Below are 22,413 nucleotides of genomic sequence, written 5' to 3'. Positions count from 1 at the left end.
GATTGATTCAATCGTAAGCCGGTTTTTGTTTGTCTTGCCCGGGAGCAAACGCGTGCGAAAACGAACGTGTTTCCCAGGCGGGGAATTCAGCCGAAGCGAGCCGCTTAGTTGAAGATGCCGAACAAGCGATTCAGCAAACCGCAGTGCTTCGGAGCTGGGGTGCAGCAAGTCGGAGCTGGCTCGCAACAAAGCACAACGGGCTCGCAGCAAGTGGGGGCAACTTCGCAACCGCAGGCATCAACAATCACTTCGTGGCTGTGTTCGATCACAGCACCCTCGGCGACGACGCTTCCACAGCAAGCCGAACCTTCAATAACAACAGGAGCGACTTCGCCGTGCGATTCAACAATCGCTTCGGGAGCGACAGGAGCGACTTCCTCGACCATGGCTTCAGGTGCGGGTGCGGGTGCTGGAGCTGGAGCGGGAGCGGGAGTCACAACCGGAGTCGCAGCGGCAGCAGCCTTTTCAGCTTCGATCTTTGCAGCGGCCTTGGCAGCCGATTCTTTCATTGCAGCTTCTTTTGCAGCGGCAGCCTTCTTCGCAGCGGCTTCCTTGGCGGCAGCTTCTTTAGCGGCAGCTTCCTTTTTCGCAGCGGCTTCTTTCATCGCGGCTTCCTTAGCAGCCGCTTCTTTTGCAGCGGCAGCCTTCTTCGCAGCAGCTTCTTTAGCAGCCGCTTCTTTCTTAGCAGCGGCTTCCTTCATTTCTGCGGCTTTCTTAGCAGCAGCTTTCTTGGCAGCGGCTTCTTTGGCAGCAGCTTCTTTAGCAGCAGCTTCTTTAGCAGCAGCTTCTTTGGCAGCAGCTTCTTTAGCAGCGGCTTCTTTAGCAGCAGCTTCTTTGGCAGCGGATTCTTTAGCAGCAGCTTCTTTAGCAGCAGCTTCTTTAGCAGCAGCTTCGTCTGCTTTCGGGGCTTCCTTTTCGGTTGCGACTTCCGCTGCTTTTTCAGCGGTCGCGTCTTGAGCAACACCGTGCTGGATCGGTGCAACCAACAACGTGGAGGCGGTCGCGGCAATAAGCATCGAGTACAAGGTTGACTTACGTTTCATCGGTAGCAGAGTCCTTCTTAGGAGTGGTATCTGGGAGGGGGGGTACGGAAATCAGGGAGGAGGGTTGATCCTCCTTGGTCGCAATTGCACCAGTGACAACGCCGCGGATGAATTGGTTTCTCTCGAGGCGAGCGGGTTGGGCGTGCTAAAGCCCCTTTCCATTAACGGTTTTAACCATTCATGCGAAAGGTCTTGGTGGGGCACTCATTGCGAACTCACTGCATCCTAGTTGCCAGCTTGATAATGCCAACCGATTCGGCGTCTCTCTGCCACAATCCGCCCGAAAAAGTGGCGAATTTTCCGATTATTCCAGCAAAATCGGAGAGACCCGCAGAAATTGCCTAAGCAGGACGAATTCATCATGGTTGTTCTTCGGTTTCTGCTTGGTGCACTGTCGCGAAGTGATTACGATAAGGAGCGTCTGTTCGGCAACAAATCGCTCGTACTTCCTGGGGAATCAGAGGTTTACTCTGTGGGCGGTACGGTCCGGTTCGCCTCATTTGTCGAACAACACGACCCTTGTCAACCACTTATTTTCCAAGAGGCGAATCGATGAACAGGAACCTTAGCGTGATTGAATTCTCTCGTTGTCGAAATTTACTGGCTCTGCCAACCTGCTTGTTGATGTTGTCCGTCCTCAATGGAACTGCCTCTCGCGGTGGCGAAGTCCCGGCTGGGGGCGATGTCGCCAACGCGGAAATGTTCGCTGCGATGGAAGCGGGACAGATCGAAGTTAAATTCATCCCCATCAATGCGACCAAGGCTAATGTGCTGGTCAAAAATTTGACCGATAAACCCCTCAACATCCAAATGCCAGCCGCGTTCGCTGGGGTGCCTGTGCTTGCCCAGTTTGGTGGCGGCATGGGTGGCATGGGCGGCGGCATGGGTGGCATGGGCGGCGGCATGGGCGGTATGGGCGGCGGCATGGGCGGCATGGGTGGCGGTCAAGCCATGGGCGGCGGCATGGGTGGTATGGGCGGCGGCATGGGCGGCATGGGCGGCGGCGGTATGGGTGGCGGCGGCATGGGTGGCATGGGCGGCTTCCAACGCATCGCTCCCGAACGAGTTAAAAAAATATCGGTCGTCACCGTTTGCCTCGAGCATGGCAAGCCGGACCCTAATCCTAAAATGGCTTACAAGATCGTTCCGCTGGAGCAGTTCACCACGAGCCCGAACGTGCGCATGGTTTGCGAAACGCTAGGAAATGGCATGATTACGCAAAACACCGCCCAAGCGGTAGCTTGGCACTTGATGGATAACATGTCGTGGGCCGAGCTGGCTCAAAAGAATCGGGTGGAGAGCAAGTACACTGGAACGCTGCGTTGGTTCTCGCCGATCGAATTGAAGACCGCGATGCTCGTGGTTCATGAAATCGATCGCATCGTTCGCACCTCGGACGACTATGCGAAACAGAGCGAGTCGGGTAGCTCCCTCGCGGATGATGCGAGCTAATCGCTCGCCCTGAACGTGATGCTTTCCAACACCGCAACGCAAGACACTCATCCTGTCTTGCGTTTTTTTATGCGCGGGTGAAACGCAACTCTCCCGGCGGCAGCATGCGACTCGCCTGGCGGCAGCCGTGCGGGCCGTCTCTCCATCGATCACGATGATCGGTTGCCACTGGATTGCTTCGTCCTAAGGTTCGCCCTGAAGAGGTGTGTCTACTTTTCGGGTCACGCGGCTAAGCATGTAGGCAGGAGTCGTTCGGCAAATTAGCCGTTTTGGCGTGAGTGCTTTGTCACAGCTAAAAAGTAGGGTTTGACCGTTGTGGACGAGGCAACGAGTCCCTGGGATTCGTGGTAGGTAAGGGACTCGTCGCCTCCTGTTGTAGAATCCTTGGTGATGGATCTCCGACCACCTTCGGGGGCGACGTTTAGGTTTTGATCTGTTTCCGGCGGTTTTCGCTTCGCTCGACCGCCGGCTAATGTCTGCGGACGCCTCCGGCGTAATCGTATTTGCGGGTCATCAACCGCTCGTCGCCTGGTCCACTACCCTAACCTCGGGCTGTAACAAAACACGAGCCACGGTTCCTACGTTCAACCGGGGCTAGCGTCCAAGCGGCTAATGGGATTTCGCCCAATCATTCCTGCCTGCCTGCTTAGTGCTTCATCCCGATTAACACCTTGGGTTGGACGTCGCGGAAGTCGTCAAGACTGGCGTTGCATTTGCCGAGCAATCCGAAGCTCTTGACGAGTTCGGTTACCCTAAATTCAATTCGGGATGAAGCACTACTCTGGTCGCAGCGGATCTACGCAGCGTCGAGTCATCGGAAGCAAACCGCGCCGCGGCAAGGTCGGACGCATGGGTTAGTGCCCGCCCGGCCGCCCGACCGCCCGGTTGGTCCGACCGGCGGACTGGCTCGTTGGCTCGTTGACGCGGATTGTCCCGTGGTTGCAGGTTGCCCGTCACAGCGATGGGGTGGGGGCGCCGAGAGAACGCATGGGGTGGAACGGGGCTGCCGCGATCGCCGGCAACAACCGAGGGGGCTGATGATGCCGCAGCCGATCACCTCCTCTTTTTTGCCGCTGAGTGGAGTCTCGTTACCACCGAGCGGGGAGGTGGCTGATGGTTGTTGGACAGTTTGGAAACGACAACCAGCCTGTCCAGATGCGTTTCATAACGATCCATTTTTGGAAGCGATAAAAGGGGATGGACGACTCCGTGAACGGGGGGCGTTTCAGCTCGTCGCAGCGGGGACGCCGAGCCCGCAAAAATCGCGGCGGAGTGGCAATTTGTGGGTGTAAATGCTGACCTCGGAGATCACCCCATTCAATTGCCTGGGTTCAAGGCCGATGCTGACGGGGGCAGCCGGAACCGCCGGGAAATGGGGATGTCCGTGGGCTGAGTGGAACTTTCCGCTCACCGGCTTGTTCTAAGTCCTTGACTGCGGAAAACGGCTGAATAATATCTCACGCGCGAAGCCTTCGCTCTTGCTTGTGGTGAGGCAGTACGGGGACAGCCAATAGGGGGACAGTTGTCGTTGCATGCCACACGCCGGATGACGATTCGGTTCGAGAGTTCCGAGAGTTCTACGCCCCCTTCGGGGCAGCGACGCGTGGCAATCGCACTCCTGGTTTGCTCCTGAGATGTTGCGAGGATCACCGCAGTATTCAGTTCTTTTATTTTCTTCCTATTTGATTTGAGGGGCGGTTCCTATGAACCTTATGTGTTTGAGACAACGTAACCGTGCTGGCTTCACGCTGGTTGAATTGCTCGTCGTGATTGCGATCATTGGAGTGCTGGTGGGCCTTCTGTTGCCGGCGGTGCAGGCCGCTCGGGAAGCCGCACGGCGGATGCAATGTTCCAACAACCTGAAGCAACTGGGCTTGGCCGCCCATAACTTCGAGAGCGCTTTCCGATATTTTCCCCCCACCCAACACACCAAGGTTTTCACGGAAACCAACGGGACAAAGGTGACGAAAACTTCGGAAGCTCCCTTCCAGGTGTACATGATGCCGTACTTTGAACAGGGCAGTAAGTACGATCTGTTCAACTTGGATTACAACACCAACAGCGACACGCCGATCCATACAAGCATTCCCGCGTTGACGGGAGCCAATGCGGCGGCGCGAGCGATGGACGTGCCTACCTTTTTGTGTCCGTCGGAAGTCTCGTCGATCAATTATTACGGGGCGGGCCGACAGAGCTATCAAGGTTGCATTGGGGGGGCCAACTACCGCGGTGGTATCGCGGACTTGGATGGCATTTTCGCCAAACCCTATCCCTCCGCTGGTGAAGTCATGAAAGGCCCCAAGATGTCGGAGATCATCGACGGGACAAGCAATACCGCATTGTTCGCCGAAGTGATGCTATCCACCTTGGCCTTCAACGCCACGACGACGGACAATACGACGATGTTCTTTTCGGGCACGCCCACCACAGCGGAGCTTCGTGACGGTCGCAATTATCCGCAATGCCTCAGTGGTGGCGGGACAGCGATTCGTTATGCCGGTCAGCAATATTATCGCGCGATCAGTTTTAATGTCGTGTACAGCCACACGCTGCCAATCAATTGGAATCGCCGCAACCAGGATGCGACGAAACAGCGATACAACTGCGGTGGAACTGGATACACGACTTTGCACAAGGCGGCATCGAGCTACCATCCCGGCGGCGCCCTGGTCTGTCGGGCCGATGGTTCGGTGACGATGTACACGGACAGCATCGATTTTGCGACTTGGCAAGCGATTGGCAGCCGCGCCGGTGCGGAAGTCATCGAGGTCAACTAAATCGCTTGACGAACATCCGCTTGCACCCAAGTCGCTCGCAATGCCCTGCCCACGTAAACGCGTGGGCGGGGATGCGTGAGTGTCCACACGATGTTTGGTTTTCGGTCCGCTGTTCGGCGCGGCCGGAGCCGCACGCTCCGGTCCACGTCTCACGCCACCGAAGTTGCGTGATAGCCGTTTTTCCAAGGAAATCCCAACCCAAACCTCAGCGAGAGGCCGCGTCACAAGTGAGCTTCCCTCGCTTGCGTTTCGGGTTATGAACGCGGTTATGAACGCGGATGCCGCGAGTGGTGAAAAATTCGCGATTGTAAAAATCTGGCTTCGCCCACTGAATCGTCTGGGCAGCGAATCGTCTGGGCAGCGAATCGTCGCTGAGACACGAATCCCTTGTGCGTCCAATCCCTTATGCGTCCGACAAGGTTGGCGACCCATTCGCCAATCGACACTCTTTATTGGTGAATCGTTTTATGAAAAATTTAAGACTGTTAAGTTTGGTCGGTTTGAGCGTGGTGGTGTTGAGTTTTGTACCGGGGTGTTCGTCGGAGTCCGCCACCGACGGCGGCACTGCGGGGACGCCGGAGGCGCGCGACGGTTTGCTCGATTTGGCTAACTTGCTCAACGCGGTTCAGGAGGAAGGCCGACCCTTGCCCAAAAAAACAGCTGATTTCGCTCAGCATGACGTGGCATTCCCAGCGGCCGGCGCGTTGATTCAGAACGGAACCATCGTCTATTTTCCGGGGGCTAGCATCGATGCCTCTGCGGCCACGACCGCAATCGTGGCGATGCAAGCCGACGCCGACAAAAGCGGCGGCTGGGTGCTGCTTAGCACCGGTGAAGTCAAGGATTTGGGAGCCCAGGAGATCGCCGCCCTGCCACGTGCGGGCTCGTAACCGGCTAAGCGGTGTAGCGGTGGCAACCTTGCAAATGGTCGTTCACCAATCCCATCGATTGCATGAAGGCATAACATGTCGTTGGGCCAACGAAACTCCATCCACGTCGTTTCAGATCCTTGCTCATCGCGCTCGATTCAGCGCTGGTGGCTGCCACGTCCGCACGTGATCGTTTTGCCGCCGAATGCGGGGGGGCGAATCGCCAAACGTAGTTGGACAGCGACCCAAATTCGTTGCTCAGTTCGATGGCGCGGTTGGCATTGTTGATCGTCGATTCAATCTTGCCGCGATGCCGCACAATCCCTGCATTGAGCATCAGTTTGTCGACATGATGTGGCTTGAAGTTTGCCACCCGCTTGAAGTCGAATGCGGCAAACGCTTCGCGAAAGGCGTCTCGCTTTCGTAGGATCGTCAACCAGCTAAGCCCAGCTTGGAATCCTTCGAGACAGATTTTTTCAAACAACCGGACGTCGTCGGTGACCGGAACTCCCCATTCGTTGTCATGATACGCCACGTACATCGGATCGCTTCCGCACCACCAACATCGCATCACGCCATCGTCGCCGCGCAACAACGATTCGGATGAAGTTGATTTCACAGGCGACAAGGATTTGGGATTTGGTTCTGACACGCGAAGAGACTTTCGTCGATGGGAGGTTCGGGTGCGGAGAGGGAGCTTACTGAGGAATCCACAATTTGCTCGCGGCGGTCTGCGGCGTGTCGTTGCTTGAGGATTGCCGGCGGGCTTTGATGCGAACATAGGGCGCAACGAATTGAGCTCGATGGGCAAATGTGCCCACTGCGGCATCGCGTTTCGCATGCACCGGTTCGACGAGATCTTCGATTGAAAATCCGGCGCGGCACATTCCGCCGACGATTTGTTCCCAGCGGTGTAGGAACTCGACCGCTCCGGTTTCTCGTAACCGCCCTGCCGCCGCCGAGGCCGATTTCGGAGGCGGTACCGGAGTGTCGCGGTAATAGGGATGCAGCAGCCGGTACGTACCATCGGCAACGGTATCGGTGCTCGTTTGCAGACTGGTCGGGGTTTTATGTTGGCTGATGTACAGTCCTCCCGGTCGCAGCACGCGGGCCACCTGCGCAAAAACGGTCGAGATTTTTGGGACGTAACAAGTGCTGACGGGCTGGGTGACGAGATCAAATTCAGCGACGTTTAGCATCGACAGGTCATCCATTGACGTTTCAATGATCCGCAAGGATAGATTGCGTTCGGCAGCCACGTTTCGGTCCAATTCGAGCATCGCTCGACTCAAATCGACGACCGTCACCGTGGCTCCCGCTGCGGCATAGAGTGAACTTTGTCGACCGCCACCGGCGGCAAGGCACAACACCCGCAGCCCTTTGATCGAGTTGCCGAGCCAGCCTGACGGGTCGATCGTCGCCATCGGATTGGCCAATTCGCTGTCTTTTGCGGGTTGGCACAACGGATTGCCCGCGTCGGCCATGGCATCGTAAACGCGGCGGTTGGTGCGAAGAATCTCGTCGTTTTGCATCGTTAGGGGGTCGCAAAGGTGGCGGTGGGGCGTGGGAGAGCTGAGAATAAGGGCAGCGAGCCTCGTTCGCGGAGGACGCGACGAGCTGGGGGAGTGGACAAGAGCCCCCGCTCAGCTTGGCGGTTGGGGTTGCGAGGGAGGTGGTGTTACGTGCACTAGAGGTGTCGTTTTGCTAGGTTTTTGGCACCCCAAGGGGAACTTTGCTTGCCCGCGGAGCATCGGATCGGATATGGAAAGCCAGGAAGACTTTCAAAGCCCGCTAAGATTTACGGTCAAAGAATTATGTCTGTACCCAAAGATATCCTCGATTCACTGCTGAGCGCGTACATGGACGACGCGCTGAGTGCGGATGAACGCACTCGTGTCGAACAGATGCTGCGTGAAGATGCCAGCGTCGCCAGTGAACTCGAGCAATTAAAACAAATTCGTCAAACGTTGCAACAGATCCGAAATCAGGATCGCGACGTAAAGTTGCCTGCAAATTTCGCCCAATCGGTGATTGAAGCCACGGTCGCTCGCGGACGCGCCGAAGGTTTGAGTGACGATCATCCGGTCATGCGATTGTCGGAGCAACCCAGTCCGATGGTCACGCGTCCGCGGGCTTCGGTGTGGCGCGTGGTGGCCCCGTTGGCCGCCATCGCAGCCTCGTTGGCACTCGCCTTTTTCGCCACTCGTCCTGATCCCCAAGGGGACCCCGTTGCCGCAGTGGACCCCGCTCGCGATCGGATGGCTGAATTGGCCACTGATCCGGCGGTCGCAGCGCGAGACGCGACCCCAGGCGATGCCGTGTCCATCGATCCGACAACGCTTCACGAAACGCCGCGCTTCGCCGCTTCCCAAACGGATCCGACGATGGATGCGCCGGTGGCTTCGGCACGTCGAGAAGCACCCGCCGCGATCGAGTCCGTGGCTGAGGCCAGGGGGAGCAATGACGCCGAGATGAAGGTCGCCATGGGCCCCGCCGTTTCGCCGCCAACGTCCGCGCTGAAATCGGTCGAGCCATCTCCGCCGCCAGCCGATGTGGTTGCGATTAAAGCGGTGTTGGTACTCGAGGTTCACCGCACGATGGATGGACGCAATACCCATGCCGTCGAGACGGCGATGGAAGCGACTGGGATTGATTCGGCCAGTCGCAAATCGATCGATGAAAACGTGGTTCGCTTTGCCAAGCAGGGCAGTGCCGACGAGGTGGCTGCAAACTCCGCCAGCGTCTTGTACTTGGAAGCCCCGGCGAAACGATTGGACCAATTCATCTTGCGTTTGATCGCCGATGAACAAGGGATCGAATCGGTCAGTATGACGATTGCAAACGATCCTCCGTTGGTAGGCATGATTCAATCGCTTCGTGAAGTCGATCCCACCACCGTAAAGCATTCCACGTCGTGGCAGCTTGATGCGGGTGCAAACGGAACAAGTGCCTTGGCGAGTCATCTAAGTGATCGCGCGTATGTGCGGTTAGACCGTTCGACAGCGTCGATGGCCGTCACCGCTAGCGGGGATGATGCGTCGGCATCCACCGCGTCGGACATTGTCGGACGAGTTTTGATGATTGTCCGCTGATGATTGTCCGTTAAAGAGCGGTGGTCGGAAGTGCCGTGACCTGCTGTGTTCGCTTACCGGGCAAGACGACTACCGGGCAATGACGACTACCGGGCAATGACAACGTTCACGCGTGGGAGTCGATCACAGCTTCCGCTTTCTTTGAGTCCGTCGCGCCATCGAAATCATAACCCGACGCGTCAGCCAGGGACCGAGTGAAGAGTGATATTCCCTGGGTTGCCCTTCGGGTTAGGAAATATCCGGCCTAGCTCAAAGCGGCCAGGAAGGAGCCTCGCTAGAGCGTGACCCATCCCAATCGGCTTGGTTTGCTGCCACGTCGTCGGTGGGCCGAGACCAGCGAGGGCATCCAAAGCAGGTGATCGACCACCGCTAACAATGAATTGGGGTCAACCGGTTTGAACAGGCATCGCGTCGGCACCTGCATCACTTCGGCCTTCTTTTCCAGACCTGCCCAGCGACTTTCGGCCACCATCACGACCGAGAGTTGTTCATAGCCCTGGATCGTTCGCATTCGATCGATCGCTTCCAAGACCGCGGCGGCGTCATCGGCCACGTCCCAGAGCACCAAATCTTGGGTTCCCATTTGCAGGGCTTCGAGCGCCGAATCAGCCGTGCGGGCACAAATGCAGTCGTAGCCCTGAGAGTGCATGACTCCCGCCGTGGCGATCAACGAGAGGGGGCTCGGGTCCACCACGACGATCGACGCTTGTTTTTGACGCGTTTGCGACGGCAAGTCGTGGCGAAAATCGGGTCCGTGCATGGGTGTCCGTTAAGTATGGAGTAGCGGATTGTCGAACTTAGCAATACCGAGATTACCCCTTGCGAATCAAGATCGCTCTCATGGTTGCGTAAAACTCGATTCGTACCGACAATTCTCGACAAGTCGATCGCTTTCGATGGCCATCCCTCATTTGACCTGACCCCGTTGAACCCCTGATGAATCAAACACCCGATCCCTCACAAAACGCTTCCGGCGAAGACGGCACTGACCCCCGCGTGGCTCGCCGAAATAAACTGAATCAGCTGATCGAGCGTGGTATCGATCCCTACGGCAGCCGATTTGACGATCGTTTGTTGGTTTCCAAATGCCGTGAACTCGCCGGCGACGTCAAATTTGTGACCAAGGACGGCAAAACGCTGGAGTTGCCCGACTTCGACGCGGGGGACGTGGATTACCGTCAATGGAAAACCGACAACGGCCCTGGGGAAGAAGTGGGGCCGAAGGTCCGCGTCGCCGGCCGGATCATGTTGGCGCGGCCGACCGGCAAGTTGATCTTTCTCAACTTGAAGGACTGGTCGGGAAATATCCAAATCTTTATTGGCAAGAATCAAGTCGGCGAAGAGGATTTTGAGCTGGCCAAATTGTTCGACTTGGGTGACTTGGTGGGGGCCGAAGGACGACTCGGCCGGACCAACACGGGTGAGTTGACAGTGTTTGCCGAAAAACTGTTCTTCTTGACCAAAATGCTCGAGCCAGCACCTGAAAAGCACGCTGGTTTGACCAACCCCGATCTGCGTCAACGGATGCGATACGCCGACCTCGCCTTCAACGACGGCGTGATCGAGACGTTCATGAACCGTACTAAGATCATCAAGTCGATTCGCCAAACGTTGGATCAGGACGGGTTTTGCGAAGTCGAAGGCCCCACGTTGCACACGATCCCAGGCGGAGCGGCGGCGCGTCCCTTCATGACGCATCACAATGCCCTCGATATGAAACTCTACATGCGGATCGCGCTAGAGTTACATCTCAAACGACTGATGGTCGGGGGCATGGAACGCGTCTACGAAATGGGGCGAGTTTACCGCAATGAAGGACTCAGCCCACGCCACAACCCTGAGTTTACGATGATCGAGCTGTACCAGGCGTACGGCGATTACGAAACGATGATGGATTTGACCGAGCGTTTGATCGCCGATGCGATTCGAGCCACCGGCGGCAATTTCCAACGCGAATTCAATGGCAGCATGGTCGACTTTACGCCGCCCTTCCAACGCGCCACCTATGCCGAGTTGTTCCAACGTGCGACCGGAATCGATCCCGGCGACGACGATGGCGTCATCGCGTATGCGAAGAAGCTAAAGTTGACCACCGAGGGCAAGCACCCGGATGTGATCCGCAACGAGATCTTCGAAGAGAAGGTCGAGGACTCGCTCGATGGCCCGATCTTTGTCATCGACTATCCGGCCAGTATTTGTCCATTGACCAAACGCAAACGGGATCAACCCGAGATCGCCGAACGCTTTGAATTGTTTGTGTTGGGGATGGAGGTTGCCAACGCTTACACGGAGTTGAACGATCCCGATTTGCAGCAAGAGTTGTTCGAGACTCAATTGCAAGGTCAGCAAGAAGAGGATTCGATGGCGAAGATGGACCACGATTTTGTTCGTGCACTTCGCTATGCGATGCCGCCCGCCGGCGGACTCGGAATCGGCATCGACCGCTTGGTGATGTTGCTAACCGGGCAACGATCGATTCGCGACGTGATCTTGTTTCCCGTGCTCCGTCCTGAGACGAACGAACCGTCGTAGCAAAAGTCGCTTCGGCCACAGCCAACTTTACCTCCCCGAAACTTGTTTTGGGGGAGGTGAAGAGTGAGCGTTTAGCAAGCTCGGCGTGGGGTCTTGGGAGTGTTCGAAACGGAGCGTGCAAGTTCAGGGTCACCTGCCCTCCCCGGCCGCGACCCGCGACCGACCCTCTCACTCCCGGGAGGGTTGAATCCTTGTTTCGGTTCGCAATTCCTCAGCTAACCGCTCGCGGAAAATCTTGCTGTTGTGCCGGATGTCGACTGGCAGCGGTGTACGGCGAATGATGATCTCTTCGATCCGCCGTGTGATTGGATTGCGGGCGGCTAATTCCAACAACTCCTTTTGCAGACTTTGGGCATCGGCGATCGGCTTGCCATTGTTTTGGCGGCATTCGATCGTCTCGATCATCACGACCGGTGTTTGATTGGGTCGGTCACCGCGGCCGACTAGCGCCGAGCGATAGACGCGTGGGTGCGTGTTGAAGATCGCTTCACAGGGGATTGTGAATAGTGGGCGATTGGCCGTTTCGATGCGGTGCGTTTTGCGTCCGCAAAACCAAAAGCGATCGCGCGCGTCCAAGTAGCCGACATCGCCCATGCGATGCCAAACCCGTTCGCCATCTTGGATTTTGTGCATCGGGTTCTGGTCCGCCCGAACGACGTACTCGGTTGTTACCATCGGGCCGGAGACCATCAATTCGCCGATTTTTCCTTGCGGCAGTTCCTCGCTTTGATCGATGTGGGTCATCGGGCCATCGTCAATCTTGATGATGCGCCACTGGACTCCCTCGAAACGAGTTCCCACGCAAACGCCTTTGCCCTTGGCCGCCGCCGGCCCCGTTTCGGCAATCACCTCACGCGATTCGATCGAGGCGATCGGCAGCGCTTCGGTGGCTCCGTAAGGGGTGACGATATTGACTTCGGGGTCGAGCAGTCCGCGGAGCTTTTGCAGTGTTTCCGCAGGCACGGGCGCTCCGGCCGACAGCACTCGGCGGAGCGTCGGAAAGGGTTGTTTGACTTGATTCGCTTCACACCAACGGACGACGGTATTCCAAAGTGCCGGGGAGCCAAATGCTTGATCGACCTCCCATTGGTTGGCCGCTTCGATCAAACGTTGGGGATTCACATCGGCCGGACGCGTGGGGTCCATGTCGGGAATGATCGTGGTCACGCCCATCACCGCATCAAACAAACCGAACAGCGGAAAACAGGCCAAGTCACGCGAGCCGCGATGGATATCGTACCGCTCTCGAATGCGATCGATTTGAGCATGAAAGGTACCGTGCGTGTAGAGCACGCCCTTGGGCGGTCCGGTGCTGCCGGTGGTGAAAATGATCGCGGCGGCATCGCTACGCTGGACACGAGGCAGGATATCCTCGTTGGCTTCCCTACCCGAGTTCACCACTTGCTCAAGCGTTTGCCCGCCCCACAGCCATCGTTTCCCAACGGTGACGTTCCACTTCGCTTGCGGGAACCGACGACGCAGTACGCTGCGAATCATCTGCGCCTTGGGGATGCCGACAAAGCCATCGGGTTGTGACTCACTCAAGCATTTCACTAAGTGTTTGCGCCCGATGCCTGGGTCGATCAAGATCGCGACCACCCCCGCCTTGAGCAATCCGAAAACGATTTCGATGAACGGGGCACCGAACGGAACCAGCATCGCCAAACGCATGCCTGGTTTGACGCCCCACTCGATCAAGCCGCGAGCAATTTCGTCACTGCGGCGATCAAGGTTTTCAAAGGTGGTCAGATTATATTCGCGCATTCCATCGGAACGCGGCGGACCGCTGGGCTCGGCGATTGCGATTCCGCCGGGCGACAACGTGCGGATGATTCGCAGTCTCGACGCGACGTTGCCATCGTTCACTTGCTGGGGCATGACGTAGTCTCGCATTGGGAAAGCGGAGTTTGGACTTCGCGTAAATTCGGATCAACCGGTTCAGAGTGACAACCATGAAGCAGCGTTTGGATTACCAACGAAGCGATGTTCGGAGTGCAAACTTGTTGCATCCCTTTCCACCCCGGGACCGCGTTCACTTCGAGCAATCGCGGGGGGGCGTCCGCGCAATCGATCAAATCCACCGAGGCGAACGTCAATCCCATCGATGTGGTGATTCGTTTGGCCATCGCGACCTGTTCGGCGGTTGGCTGGATCGCGGTGGTCGTGGCTCCGTGAGCATGATTGGTGCGGAAATCGAATGCGTTTTCGCGGCGTGCGGCGATGACATGCTCGCCGATCACCAACAACCGCGTGTCACGCCCTCCCGGACGAACAAACGCTTGTAAGTAAAGTACGGCATCGAGTTGTTGCAAGGTCGAGAACGTGGTCCAGGCGAGTTGCGGATCTTGGATCCGCATCACTCCACGTCCTTCGCCCCCAAAGATCGGCTTGACGACACAATCGCCACCGAGTCGCTCGAACGCCGCCATCGCTTCGGGGCGAGATTGAACCACGATCGTCTCAGGGACCGGATAACCGAGTCGGCGAAGATGAGTGAGGGTCGCAAATTTATCGATCGCGATTTCCATCCCCCGTGGCGAATTGATCACCGGAATCGGAGCAGCGTTTGCGATCGTATCGCCGGCCGCCGCGTGCAACACCGCCAAACGAAAGGTGATCTTCTCCAGCGATCCGGCTGGCATCGTGCGAGCCAACACGGCATCAAAGCCAGCCAGCGGGGACGCATCGGCGGAGAATCCATCCACCCCCAAGTCGACTCCGTCGGTGGCCGAGGGCGACGTCAAATGGACCGCTGCGAACAACGATTCATAATCGCTAAAGTGCAGCGTGCAACCGAGCGAATCGGCAGCCGCACGCAATTGATTCGCATGCCAACCTTGACCGCATCCCAGCACGAGAATGCGTTTGTCGCTCATGATAGAAACGATCGGCGGAGCACATCGGTCGCGATTTGCCCGTGGTTCCACGTCCGACCGCTGCGCAGATTATGGATCGTCACCACCGCGGGACTGAATAACATCGGGTCGACCTTGTAAAAGTCGTAGTCGTATTGTTTGAACGTGGTCGCAAACGGTTGGCCGTAGTCCGCCGAAGTGTTGCTGGGGACATTCGCGGCGACCGCCGCAACTTGCTCGTCCTCGCAATCGACCCATAGCGTGACCGTGCTTCCGTAGAGCACCGCGTCGTTGGTGCGTCCGATTCCGGCGACCGTGTCGCCCGGTTTGGCTACTGGGGGCAACGGAGCATGCCCGGTCGCCGAAACGATCGAGCGAACTTCAAATTCGAGTTCGTGCAATTGATGCATCGCCGTCTCGATGGCACGAGCAACCACTTGAACGCTGCCCGCGATGGAGGTGCTCGGGGCGATGGCCAATTGGACTCGGTTTGTCGCCACGCCGCACTGGTCGGCAATCAAGCCAATCACGTCGGCGCCGGGCAGTTGGTCGGATTCGAGCACCCCCACGACCGTTTCGGCCGTTTCGGTGAGCTGCAACTCGATCAGAGCTTGCTCGCGTCCTCGAGCGGCTCGCATCGGCCCGCTGCCCATGGCAAAGTATTCGTCGGTTTGCACTGGCCAGCCAGCGTATTGGGCTGCCAAGCAGGCACGTAGCGGGGCGTCGCTGCGGACAAAGACCGCATTGTTGCTAACCAGCACGCTCGGGTCGCAGGGAGTGATCGAAATCTCGGCCAAGTCGGCCATGCACAATCGCGCCAGACTGATCCCGGCTCGCAGCGATCCCGGAGTCTTGATTCCGGCGTCCAAGAGGGTCGCACCGGCAATCTTCGAAACCTGGCATCGCTGAGCATCAGGATCACTGGCAAGGCGAGTGAAAAATTCGCTGGTTCGTTGGTTTAACATCGCCAAATGGTCACCCAATCCAGCGGATTTGTCTAGTCGGCGTGTCTCGGGAGCCACGCATCGCGGACGGCAATGTCCCCTGCCCAAAAGCCCTCTTTTCGATCATGCTTTGAGTAGTACTCCGGCCCAAAAACGAGAGATTCAAAACGCTCTTTCCCCTTCGCGTCCACCCCCGCATTTGCTCATGTCACTTCGCATCATCCCCTATCCGCACCCCACTTTGCGTGTTCGCAGCGCTCCCATTCGACGTGTCGACCAGGCGCTAAAGGATTTGGCCGACGAGATGCTTGAGCTCATGTACAGTGCTCAAGGCGTCGGGTTAGCTGCCAACCAAGTCGATCTGCCGCTACGCATGTTCGTCGCCAATCCTTCGGGAGTCAAAGGCGAAGGCGAAGAGTTGGTGCTGATCAATCCTGAGTTACAGATGCCTCGCGGCAACGAATCCGAGCAAGAGGGATGTTTAAGTTTGCCGGGCATCTTCGGTCAAGTGAAACGTCCCAAAGCGATCCGCTTGAGCGCCTATGACATCCAGGGCAACTCGATCGAACGCAATGTGGATGGCTTTTTAGCTCGCGTCCTGCAGCATGAAAACGATCATCTCGACGGGGTGTTGTTTTTTGATCGCATGAACGATGAAGGGCGTCGCGAGTTCGCGGGGCCGTTGGAGGAACTTGAAACCGATTTCCGGTCCAAGCAATCCGCCGGTGCGATTCCCTCGGATGCAGACTTGTTGGCTCGCTTGGACCACTGGAGAGAGCGATATGCCTAGTGCAACCCCGCTACGAATCATCGCCATGGGCACCGGCCCCTTTGCCGTCCCTTCGTTTCAAGCCTTGTTCGCCGAGGGACACGAAATGGCGTTGGTGGTAACACGCCCCCAACCACCCGTGAAAAGCCGTAAAGGCCCACCGCCATCGCCGGTGCGGCAATGGGCGATCGAGAATGAATTCGAATTGTTTGATCCTCCCAGCATCAATGACGCGGAGGCCGTCGCCCGTTTGCAAGTGGTGAATGCCGACTTGTTGGTGGTTTGTGATTACGGCCAAATTTTGAAACCTGCTGCGTTGGCGACGGCGCCCCTAGGCGGTATCAATTTGCACGGATCGTTGTTGCCAGCCTATCGTGGTGCGGCTCCGGTGCAACGGTCGTTGCTCAGCGGTGATGCGATCACCGGCGTTACGGTGATTCATATGACACCGAGGCTCGATGGAGGGCCGATCGTGACGACACGACAAACGCTGATCCAAGACAACGAAACCGCTGGGGAGCTCGAAGATCGGCTTTCACAGCTCGGCGTCGATGCGACCCTCGAGGCGGTCCAGAAGCTGGCGACTTGGGATCGCACCAGCGAGCTGGGCGCCCCGCAAGATCCCGCCAAAGTGACTCGCGCCGCACGGCTTTCCAAGGCCGAAGCCGAAATCAATTGGGACCAGACCGCACGCATGATCGATTGCCATGTTCGCGGCATGCAACCATGGCCGATCGCCTACTTTTTCGTTTCTGTGGTCGGAAAGGACGAACCGATCCGTGTTGCGGTCAAGCAAGTTCAGTCGCTGGGCGAGGTTGCCGATGCGGTGACGCCAGGAACGATTTTGGTCGACGAGGAAGGGTTCAAAGTCGCAGCGCAAGACAAGTGGGTGCAAATTTCTCGTTTGCAGCCCGCCGGAAAGCGAGAAATGGCGGCCGCAGAGTTTTTACGTGGACATCAACCCAAAACTTGACGTAGCTGCGTTCGCAAGAACGCGGTCCACCGCAAGAGCGACACGAGCTACATCAAATTAAAATGCAATTAGGGTTTGACCGTAGTGGACGAGGCCACGAGTCCCTGTGGTTGCCCACATGTGTGGGACTCGTGGCCTCGTCCACTACCCTATGAATTCACCTTTGACAAAACACGAAGCAGGGATGCAGGTGTCAGTGCACTCCGTAAACAGCAGTCTCCTTCGGCTTGCCGTTAAGGCACTGTTCGGAAATAACTTCGTCATTTGCTGACTGGAAATACGTAATTGTATTTGCCTAGGATTTCATCACGAATCGTCGCTTCACATTGTCGAAAAACTATGCTCGCTTTGCACCCGGATTGGTAGACTTTGCGAGCCAGTTCGGCAACTACGGAAAGACCGGTTGTCGTTGTCACTTCTGAAAATAATAGTTGCATCCACTCGATCGATTCACAGAACCGACCGCGCAGAGCACGGCTTAGATGGCAGAACAGCCAATGGTCAATTGGGTTGTATTTTGAGCAGTACGGAGGCAGGTGTGCCACACGGATTGGAATCTGCAATCGATTGGCGAGCCAAGTCAATCGCTCTCGGAATAGAGTCACTCTGTAGCCGTTGCTGCCTCCGCAATCGGCCAGTACCAACATTCCACCTACGCCGTCATAGGACTGCCGCCCGAGGCGATACCACCAACGCCGAATCGCATCGACAGCCAGTTCGCCGGTGTCGCTGCCAGTGGCAAGATAAACAAAAGCTTCGTTGCGAACGGTATCGTAAACGCCGTAGGGAATCGCTTTGCCTTCGGAGTAAGAGCCGAAGTCATGGTCAAACGCTTGCAGTTGACCGTCGGTCCAAGCTCGCCCGTCATGGGCGTAGCGTCCCAGCAACTCCTTCTTTTTCGTGTCAATACTGATGATCGGCCAGCCTTTGGCTATATACTCGGCACGAAGTTTCGCGAGTTTTTCAAACTGCGGTTGCCGATCTTTGCTGTGTCCCAGCGGCATTTGCTTTCGGGCCTTGCGACGCCCCAGCCGAAGGGATTCACGGAGTATGACGTCGAGCGTGCTTGCGGAAACCTTAAAGCCTCGTCCGAGCAATCGCTCAGCGAGTCGACGTAGCGGCAATGCCGTCCAGATCGTGCCGACGCTCACCGGCGATCCTGCAGTTTCGGTTTGAAGTTCATCGCGAACGGCATCGACGAGCCCTGGTTTTGAGCAGCTAGCATTGCGGCGACCGCCCCCCTTTTTCGAATGCGAGACTCGGCCGCATCCGCAGGGAGATTTTCGACATCCGCTCTACCCTGCCGGATCGTGTCGGGATGGCAACCGAACAATCCAGCCAAGTAAGTCACCCCGCCGTGTCCAAGTTTGGCAGCTTCAACTGCCGCGTACCGCCGCCGATCTTTCTCGCTCAAGGAATCAAAAAAATGACGCATTTGCAATTCAACGTCTTTTGCATAGCCTTCCATTGAAAACCTCCGTAAATTGAGTCTTTCAACATGATAGCCGATTCCACGAAGTTATTTCCGAACAGTGCCTAAACGAGTGTTGCCAAATGACTTCTACCCACCTGTTTAACGTGATGCCACCGGTTCTAACGCATCACGGATCATGGCCGGGCGATCGGTCGTGATTCCGAATGCGCCTAACGATGCAAAGAACTTAGCATCCGTAGCCGAATTGATCGTCCAGACATGAAATTCATCGCATTCGTTTTGTTTCAGTGAGTCGATGAAATCGGCATTGATCACGCGGGTTTGACCCTGCATTCCGACACCATCGGCACCAGATCGTTTGACGACTTTGCTGATATGATCCGCCGTCGGACTCCACGCTTGGGTGTCCTTGTTTTGTTTAAATCCGGTTAACCAGTGTGCTTTGACTTCGGGAAGCAAACGCTTGCAATCGGCGATCACGTGTTCATCAAAGCAGATGATCAGCAGTTTGATTTTCGAGTGGTCGAGTCGATCGAGTTCCGTTTTTAGATGCGGAACCAGTTTGCGATCGCTTTTGATCTCGATGACAAAGGTGCGGCCCTCGGGAACCGTTTGCAATACTTCGGCAAAGGTAGGGATTCGTTCACTGTCCCATTTCGGATCTTTCCACTGCCCTGCATCGAGTTTGCGAAGTTCCGCTAACGTCGAGTCTTCGACACGCAGGTTGGCGCCGGTGGTGCGTTTTGTGTCGCGGTCGTGAATGCAGACGATTTTCGCATCGCGGGTGAGGTAGAAGTCGCCTTCGATTCCATCAGCATTCTGATCCCAGGCGAGTTGAAATGCTGCCAATGTGTTTTCAGGCGCGTCGTATGAGGCTCCGCGGTGTCCGACGATCATTTGAGAAATCGCCAGGTTAGATACGGAGAACGAGACAAGTAATGCGAAAAACGGGATCAGACGCGACGGCATGGTGAGGGGCCTCTCATCGGGTGAGCAAGGTATCAGTTGGAATCGACGCTGTATCTTAACGAATCGAGTTGAACGTTTTGTGAAGGTTTCGCTTGGTTTCCGTCTGCCTTGACGGAATGCTCGCAACCGCCGTGAATTGCGAGCATGAGGCCCCGGGGGACCCAGTCATTGATTGCGATCATACGCGGGGCACGCTACCACCGCGGGGGGCGTTGCCAGCAAACCGATTTGGCATGGCTACGGTATGGGGGCGTCGTAGGCCGGGCACGCTACGGAATGGGGGGAAGCACGCCACCGTCGCATGAGAATTCGCGCAGGCGTGGACATTGACCCCAAGGGCTTGAGGGGGCAGCGGTTTTCAGCTCAGGAAGCCTTATCGCTGTTCGCGATAGGTCGTCCAACTCAAATAGATCATGATGCCGCCGATGACGATGAACGTGAAGTCCATCAACATGCTAGCGGATCGCAAAGGTGCGACTTCATGCATTCCTATCAGACCCATTACGGCATCGGCAAGGAACAGAACTAGGATCAGGATCGAGGCCACAAGGCTGATCAAGCAGAGAGCCTTGGGCATCAATAACCTCGTGAATGGAGCATAGAGAAGAGGGTTCTAGAGAACGGGGGTCGGGGGATGCGAATCAAAGTATAGTTGCTCTTCGCCATGTTCCCCAGACCTATGCCTACTAGCTAAATTAACGTTTGCGAAATGAAAAAATCTTCTCTGCAGGTTAATCGGAGGATAGGGACTGTGGCGACAGAAAATGAAGGAACTAAGGGAAGAATTTTGAACTCTCCGTGTGAATTGGAGGATTCGATGACTTCACAATGGCGCCAGGCAATCCTAGCGGATCCTTGGGCGTGGTGGCGAAGTCAGATGCCGATTACCGAAAAATGGGCCTATTTTGACCATGCTGCGGTCGGTCCGCTCAGTCTTGCGGCCTTTGAGACGATGTCAGGGTTCCTGGATCAGGCGTCCAAGCTGGGGGATACCGTGTGGCCGTCTTGGGCCGCCCGGAAAGAAAAGTTGAGGCAGGACACGGCAAAATTACTGAATTGCACCCCTGCGGAGATCGGTTTAGTTCCCAATACGTCGACCGGCATCAATTGGGTTGCCGAGGGTTGGGCGTGGCAACCGGGGGACAATATTGTGGTCCCCGCAGGGGAATTTCCCAGCAATTTGTTCCCTTGGTTGAATCAGCAGGCACGAGGGGTTGAGGTTCGCGTTGTCCCTCGCCGGGCTGCGGACGAAGTCGGTGTCGGCGATCTGATGGACGCAGCCGACGCGTCGACACGGATGGTTGCGGCCAGCTGGGTTGGTTACGCCAGTGGGTTTCGGCTTGATGTGGCGGAGCTGGTCGAAGCGGCACATCGGCGTGGAATCCTCGTCTTTCTGGATGCGATTCAGGGGCTTGGGATGTTCCCGTTGGACCTCCAAAAGGTGCCCGTCGATTTTCTAGCGGCCGATGGGCATAAGTGGTTGCTTGGCCCCGAAGGTGCGGGGGTTGCCATGATCCGCTCCGAGCATTTAGACAAAATCCGGGTGGGCAACGTGGGCTGGGGGAGCGTCAAAAATTCGTACAATTACAATGACCCCAAGCTTGACCTTCGCGACGAAGCGGCCCGTTTTGAAGCGGGGTCGGCAAACATGGTCGGGCTCGGTGGATTGTCGGCGAGCTTGGAAATGTTCTTGGCCGTGAATGAGTGTCATGGCGAATCGGCAATCGGCGATCGCGTGGTCGCCTTGGCCACTCAACTCGATGGAATGCTCCGTCAATTGGGAGCGACCACTTCGTTGGCGGTCGATCCCAAGCATCGTAGCGGGATCGTTAATTTTTCGCTCCGCGGAGTCGAGCCGGCACAAATTCGCAGTCGAGGACTCGACGAGCATGTCGTGCTGAGTTGTCGCGGAAGCGGAGTTCGCGCGAGTGTTCACGCCTACAACAACGAAGACGATCTCCAGCGTTTGGTCGCGGTGGCACGGTCCTTTTGTTGACATCCCTTCAGTTGAAATTATCGAGTTAAAACCACGGAAATTGGATCTGATGCCACAACCCCATACCGCCGTCTACACGGGATCGTTTGACCCCGTCACCTTGGGCCATCTACACGTGATCGAGCGCGCCGCGCGTTTGTTTGACAAGCTGATCATCGGAATCGGTGTGAATGCCGACAAAAAACCGCTGTTTGAACCTCACGAGCGAGTCGCTTTGCTGGAAACGGTGACTCACGATTTTCCTAATGTGAGTGTCAAAGTCTTCAGCGGTCTGGCGGTTGACTTTGTCCGTAGCGTGGATGCCAATATCATGGTCCGAGGCATCCGACCGCTGACCGATACGGCAGGGGAATTCACCATGATGATGGCAAACCATCAGTTGGATCCCGGTATCGAAACCGTGTTTTTGATGGCGGATGAGCGGTTTGCTCATATCAGCAGCTCGCTGTTGAAGCAGATCGCATCGCTCAGTGACGATGATGAGCAGCTCGCCAAGTTTGTTCCCCTCAAAATCATTGCTGAATTGAGAGGCAAGCTGCGATCCTAAGCCGGTGTGATTGGCGGGCGCGGCGAAGTTGGCGGGCGCGGCGAAACTCGCCTAGGCAGCGTGTTGGCCCGTGCGCCGGACTAGCCCGTGCGCCAAACTAGCCTGTGCGCCAAACTAGCCTGTGCGCCAAGCTGGCCTGTGCGCCAAACTACGGCGCCGT

At 56.8% G+C, this 22,413-nt stretch carries 19 protein-coding genes and 1 pseudogene; 9 read left to right on the top strand and 11 right to left on the bottom strand.

Annotated elements, in window-relative coordinates; all coding sequences use genetic code 11:
- Positions 1–104 precede the first annotated feature (104 nt).
- Complete coding sequence (locus Pla52o_RS21345) at positions 105–1,016, bottom strand: hypothetical protein (RefSeq protein ID WP_197169413.1); 912 nt, start codon at positions 1,014–1,016, stop codon at positions 105–107.
- Between the two features lie 579 nt (positions 1,017–1,595).
- Here Pla52o_RS21345 and Pla52o_RS27520 point away from each other — a divergent pair.
- The 3 genes from Pla52o_RS27520 (at position 1,596) to Pla52o_RS21330 (ending at position 6,162) form a co-directional block, all read left to right on the top strand.
- A complete protein-coding gene (locus Pla52o_RS27520) occupies positions 1,596–2,495 on the top strand; it encodes a hypothetical protein (RefSeq protein ID WP_231612539.1) in 900 nt (299 codons plus the stop codon).
- A gap of 1,718 nt (positions 2,496–4,213) precedes the next feature.
- Positions 4,214–5,272, top strand: a complete 1,059-nt coding sequence (locus Pla52o_RS21335; protein WP_197169412.1) for a DUF1559 family PulG-like putative transporter — start codon at positions 4,214–4,216, stop codon at positions 5,270–5,272.
- Positions 5,273–5,739: 467 nt separating this feature from the next.
- On the top strand, positions 5,740–6,162 hold the full coding sequence (locus Pla52o_RS21330; protein ID WP_146596665.1) for a hypothetical protein: 423 nt from the start codon (positions 5,740–5,742) through the stop codon (positions 6,160–6,162).
- Between the two features lie 4 nt (positions 6,163–6,166).
- Here Pla52o_RS21330 and Pla52o_RS21325 read toward each other — a convergent pair whose 3' ends face one another.
- Positions 6,167–6,760, bottom strand: a complete 594-nt coding sequence (locus Pla52o_RS21325; protein ID WP_231612538.1) for a DNA-3-methyladenine glycosylase I — start codon at positions 6,758–6,760, stop codon at positions 6,167–6,169.
- 79 nt (positions 6,761–6,839) lie between these two features.
- On the bottom strand, positions 6,840–7,673 hold the full coding sequence (locus tag Pla52o_RS21320) for a class I SAM-dependent methyltransferase (protein ID WP_390620912.1): 834 nt from the start codon (positions 7,671–7,673) through the stop codon (positions 6,840–6,842).
- Positions 7,674–7,955: 282 nt separating this feature from the next.
- Between Pla52o_RS21320 and Pla52o_RS21315 the strand changes: the two genes are divergently transcribed.
- Positions 7,956–9,233, top strand: a complete 1,278-nt coding sequence (locus Pla52o_RS21315) for an anti-sigma factor family protein (RefSeq protein ID WP_146596664.1) — start codon at positions 7,956–7,958, stop codon at positions 9,231–9,233.
- Between the two features lie 274 nt (positions 9,234–9,507).
- Here the strand turns inward: Pla52o_RS21315 and Pla52o_RS21310 are convergent, their stop codons facing one another.
- Entirely contained in the window at positions 9,508–9,993 is a 486-nt protein-coding gene (locus Pla52o_RS21310; RefSeq protein ID WP_146596663.1) for a response regulator, read from the bottom strand.
- A gap of 176 nt (positions 9,994–10,169) precedes the next feature.
- Between Pla52o_RS21310 and lysS the strand changes: the two genes are divergently transcribed.
- Positions 10,170–11,765 carry a lysine--tRNA ligase gene (lysS, locus tag Pla52o_RS21305; RefSeq protein WP_146596662.1) on the top strand — a complete coding sequence of 532 codons (1,596 nt, stop codon included), beginning with the start codon at positions 10,170–10,172 and terminating at the stop codon, positions 11,763–11,765.
- Between the two features lie 168 nt (positions 11,766–11,933).
- Here lysS and Pla52o_RS21300 read toward each other — a convergent pair whose 3' ends face one another.
- From Pla52o_RS21300 to mch, 3 genes are read right to left on the bottom strand one after another with little or no spacing between them, the layout of a single operon-like run.
- Positions 11,934–13,643 carry a fatty acid CoA ligase family protein gene (locus Pla52o_RS21300; protein WP_146596661.1) on the bottom strand — a complete coding sequence of 570 codons (1,710 nt, stop codon included), beginning with the start codon at positions 13,641–13,643 and terminating at the stop codon, positions 11,934–11,936.
- A complete protein-coding gene (locus tag Pla52o_RS21295) occupies positions 13,628–14,641 on the bottom strand; it encodes an ATP-grasp domain-containing protein (RefSeq protein WP_146596660.1) in 1,014 nt (337 codons plus the stop codon). The genes Pla52o_RS21300 and Pla52o_RS21295 overlap by 16 nt, the downstream gene beginning before the upstream one ends.
- Entirely contained in the window at positions 14,638–15,585 is a 948-nt protein-coding gene (mch, locus tag Pla52o_RS21290; RefSeq protein ID WP_146596659.1) for a methenyltetrahydromethanopterin cyclohydrolase, read from the bottom strand. The genes Pla52o_RS21295 and mch overlap by 4 nt, the downstream gene beginning before the upstream one ends.
- 184 nt (positions 15,586–15,769) lie before the next feature.
- Between mch and def the strand changes: the two genes are divergently transcribed.
- Positions 15,770–16,354 carry a peptide deformylase gene (gene def / locus Pla52o_RS21285; RefSeq protein ID WP_146596658.1) on the top strand — a complete coding sequence of 195 codons (585 nt, stop codon included), beginning with the start codon at positions 15,770–15,772 and terminating at the stop codon, positions 16,352–16,354.
- Positions 16,347–17,306: a methionyl-tRNA formyltransferase gene (fmt, locus tag Pla52o_RS21280; protein WP_146596657.1), complete on the top strand. Its 960-nt coding sequence runs from the start codon at positions 16,347–16,349 to the stop codon at positions 17,304–17,306. The genes def and fmt overlap by 8 nt, the downstream gene beginning before the upstream one ends.
- A gap of 260 nt (positions 17,307–17,566) precedes the next feature.
- On the opposite strand, the pseudogene Pla52o_RS21275 reads toward fmt, so the two are convergent.
- From Pla52o_RS21275 to Pla52o_RS21260, 4 genes and pseudogenes are all read right to left on the bottom strand, one after another.
- Positions 17,567–18,496, bottom strand: a pseudogene (locus Pla52o_RS21275) (ISAzo13 family transposase); the annotation flags it as partial.
- On the bottom strand, positions 18,454–18,774 hold the full coding sequence (locus tag Pla52o_RS21270) for a hypothetical protein (RefSeq protein ID WP_231612537.1): 321 nt from the start codon (positions 18,772–18,774) through the stop codon (positions 18,454–18,456). The gene Pla52o_RS21270 and the pseudogene Pla52o_RS21275, both read right to left, overlap by 43 nt.
- A gap of 105 nt (positions 18,775–18,879) precedes the next feature.
- The gene (locus tag Pla52o_RS21265) at positions 18,880–19,710 is read right to left on the bottom strand and encodes a glycerophosphodiester phosphodiesterase (RefSeq protein ID WP_146596655.1); all 831 of its coding nucleotides are present in this window, start codon (positions 19,708–19,710) and stop codon (positions 18,880–18,882) included.
- A gap of 373 nt (positions 19,711–20,083) precedes the next feature.
- The gene (locus Pla52o_RS21260; protein ID WP_146596654.1) at positions 20,084–20,287 is read right to left on the bottom strand and encodes a hypothetical protein; all 204 of its coding nucleotides are present in this window, start codon (positions 20,285–20,287) and stop codon (positions 20,084–20,086) included.
- A gap of 240 nt (positions 20,288–20,527) precedes the next feature.
- Here Pla52o_RS21260 and Pla52o_RS21255 point away from each other — a divergent pair, with 240 nt between their 5' ends.
- On the top strand, positions 20,528–21,706 hold the full coding sequence (locus tag Pla52o_RS21255) for an aminotransferase class V-fold PLP-dependent enzyme (RefSeq protein WP_231612536.1): 1,179 nt from the start codon (positions 20,528–20,530) through the stop codon (positions 21,704–21,706).
- Positions 21,707–21,755: 49 nt separating this feature from the next.
- Positions 21,756–22,253, top strand: a complete 498-nt coding sequence (gene coaD / locus Pla52o_RS21250) for a pantetheine-phosphate adenylyltransferase (protein WP_146596653.1) — start codon at positions 21,756–21,758, stop codon at positions 22,251–22,253.
- Positions 22,254–22,413: the final 160 nt, after the last annotated feature.

It is taken from the genome of Novipirellula galeiformis, assembly GCF_007860095.1.
Taxonomy (GTDB): Bacteria; Planctomycetota; Planctomycetia; order Pirellulales; family Pirellulaceae; genus Novipirellula; species Novipirellula galeiformis.
This window is presented reverse-complemented; position numbering and strand designations above follow the sequence as displayed.